Origin of the sequence: Polycladidibacter stylochi (assembly GCF_001562055.1) — a bacterium.
Lineage (GTDB): Bacteria > Pseudomonadota > Alphaproteobacteria > Rhizobiales > Stappiaceae > Pseudovibrio > Pseudovibrio stylochi.
Map to the genome: position 1 here is coordinate 1 of NZ_LLWE01000010.1, position 2,760 is coordinate 2,760.

General features: G+C 43.0%; 2 protein-coding genes and 1 tRNA gene. 2 read left to right on the plus strand and 1 reads right to left on the minus strand.

Features of this window, described 5'->3' with window-relative positions:
• Positions 1–55: 55 nt before the first annotated feature.
• Together AYK67_RS01810 and AYK67_RS01815 are read left to right on the plus strand one after the other, a co-directional pair.
• A tRNA-Met gene (locus tag AYK67_RS01810) sits at positions 56–132 on the plus strand.
• 361 nt (positions 133–493) lie between these two features.
• Positions 494–1,849 (plus strand): MATE family efflux transporter, encoded by a 1,356-nt coding sequence (locus AYK67_RS01815; RefSeq protein ID WP_068081517.1) that lies wholly within the window; start codon positions 494–496, stop codon positions 1,847–1,849.
• Between the two features lie 22 nt (positions 1,850–1,871).
• Here AYK67_RS01815 and AYK67_RS01820 read toward each other — a convergent pair whose 3' ends face one another.
• Positions 1,872–2,672, minus strand: coding sequence for a B12-binding domain-containing radical SAM protein (locus AYK67_RS01820; RefSeq protein WP_068081520.1), 801 nt, complete (start codon positions 2,670–2,672; stop codon positions 1,872–1,874).
• Positions 2,673–2,760 lie beyond the last annotated feature (88 nt).

Here is a 2,760-nt window from a genome sequence, read left to right on the forward strand (position 1 = left end):
ACCGGGCACCACAAAGCCCGCGCAGGGCACAACAAGCCCCTGCACACAAAATTAACGCGGGGTGGAGCAGCCCGGTAGCTCGTCAGGCTCATAACCTGAAGGTCGTAGGTTCAAATCCTACCCCCGCAACCAAAGAATCTTCATTATATATCTATTATAGAAATAGACCTGCAGAATAAAATAAGCAGGGCTTTTGTGTTTAGCACCAAAAACAAAAAAAGTTGATGGGTTTCTTGCATCTTTTATCATAATTGTAATTTCTAGTCTGTAAAAAATGGGAGAATGAGGTATTTGCGGTGACTATTGTTATTAATATAAAGTAATTAAGAAGCTGCTTTTATAATGGTTAAGTAGTATTGTTTTGAATATCAATTGCATTATTTTAGCAAGGCACCCAATACAAATTAATAAAACATTTACTGTTGTGCTATTCAATTATAGAGCGCATTATATTTTATTATTTAGATAACTCTATTTTGCTTATGCGTGTATTATGGTCAAGGCTAATCGCTATTACAGACTTGTGAGAGGCTTATTTTGGAGTTCCATTCCGCCTGCTCTACAAAACCTTGCATTCTCTGCCCAGCAGGTACTGGATACAGTTATGGTAGCGCAGCTTGATGACGCTGCTGTGGCGGCATTGTCCTTTTGTGGCTCTGCTATCATGGTGTTCACCTCTGTGGTTTACGGTATTATTCTTGCTACAAGTGCTTTTATTGCACAGCATTGGGGGGCGCAGAAGCTATCGGGAATGCGTCTCTATCTTTACATGAGTATTGGCGGTTCCATGGTCGTTGTGGTGCCAATTGTGCTCATATTGGTACTCTTTCCAGAATTACTAATGGCGCTAGGCCCCGATGTTGTCGCTGTCAAAGATAAAGGGGCCGAATATCTTAGAATTGCCGGTTGGAGTATTTTAGCTTTTCCAATTACGGTAAGCCTAGGTATGGCGCTAAATATGATTGGGCAGGGTAGGCTAAGTATGATTATTAGTCTGTGCTTTGTCTTTTGTTCGATATTTTTGAATTACCTATTTATTTTTGGTGTCGGCCTATTACCCGCCATGGGGGTAGCGGGCGCGGCGTTGGGTACGCTTGTGACAAATGCAGTATTTTTAATGCTCTACCTGTATTTATTCGTGATAGCGGAACATCCCTTCAAGTTTTACTATAAAGAGATAAGTCAACAGTTTTCGCGTTCAGCCGTAAATAAGCTCGTCGCCAAGTCTGCTCCGTTGGCCTTGAATGGCGGGCTTTGGGCAGCTGGTTTATTTGCCTACCATATTATATTTAGCCGGCTTGGGTCTGTTGGCCTGACCACAATTGCCTTGATTGCTCCAATTGTTACCCTTTCCATGGTTGCTTTTAATGGCTTGGCAACAGGGGCAAGTGCTCGCATAGGGCAGCTCTTAGGCCGTAGAAAGCTAAAATATGCTTGGCTTGAGACCCAGTTGGCTATTACCGTTACACTACTTATGGGACTAACAATATCTGCGATAGGAATTTTATTTGCTGATTTTCTGCCGCAAATATACAGCTCAATATCCGAGGAAACAATAGGGGTCTTAAAACCCACTTATGATATTGCAGCACTCTTTATGTGGGTTAGGTGTGTCAATGTAGTACTGATTAACGGGATTTTACGGGCCGGGGGCGATAATGCATTCGTCTTGAAGCTAGATAGTGCAACCACATGGTTGATGAGCCTACCGATAACTATAATCTTTGCGCTCGTATTCGAATTGTCAATGCAGTGGGTTTATTTGGCTTCTCTTACCGAAGAGTTTTTGAAGTTAGTTTTCGCATTTAAACGGGTGCAATCACGTCAATGGATGCAATCGTTGGTGTGAGGCCTATTGGATAATTGGTTTATTAAGTAGGCTTGGCCATGACTGGGATAGAGCAGGACGCATCAATATTCCCAGTCATTTGGAAATTGTATGCGCTGCCATCAGTTGTATTGCCGAATAATTTGCGAGCCATTCTTTCTCCATTTTTATTGGACCAGAATATGGGGACTGTTGATCCCTTACAGATTATATCAGGGGTTTCGAGTTCTATTTTTGTCCACTTAAGAAGGTCTGCTTTCGTGAATTCTGGAGTTTGAATTAGCGGCGTTTGATTGAGCCGAATAGCCGAAAGAAGCGTCGTATTGTTTAAGGGCGCTACAAGGAGCTCTTCATCCATACATTGCTGGTACAATGGCGTGCCGACGAGAGGAGTTGCGACAAAAAGTAGATTGAGTGTGCCGTAATCAATTGTCAGGTTCTTGGCAAATTGCAGTGTTGAAAGGATGGCTTGTTTGTCTTCCCCTGGAAAACCAATGATAAAGAAAGCAATGGTTGGAATGTCAGCCATGTAGAGATTTCTGGCGGCATTACGGACCTTTTTGAGATCCAGCCTCTTATTGATTACCGAGTTAAGGATATTCTCATCCCCGGATTCTACGGCTATTGTTATGGACTTTGCACCACTCTCAGCCATCAAGCCGGCGACCTCTTCGTTTATCGTATCGGCCCGAACTCCGTTGGGGGTGTCCCAAGTAATCTGCAACTCGGTTAACCCCTTGAGGAGCTCTCGAGTTCTTTTAGGGTTGAGTGTTAAGTTATCGTCCTCAAAATGAAAGTGTTTGATATTATAGGTGTCTTTTAGGTTTTGTATGTGCGAGAGCACAGTACACGACTCTTTAGTTTATTGAGCGCTTGGGGCAGTTTTTTCGCCATGCCTTAGATGCTCTATCAGGTTTATGGGTAATCCAGTT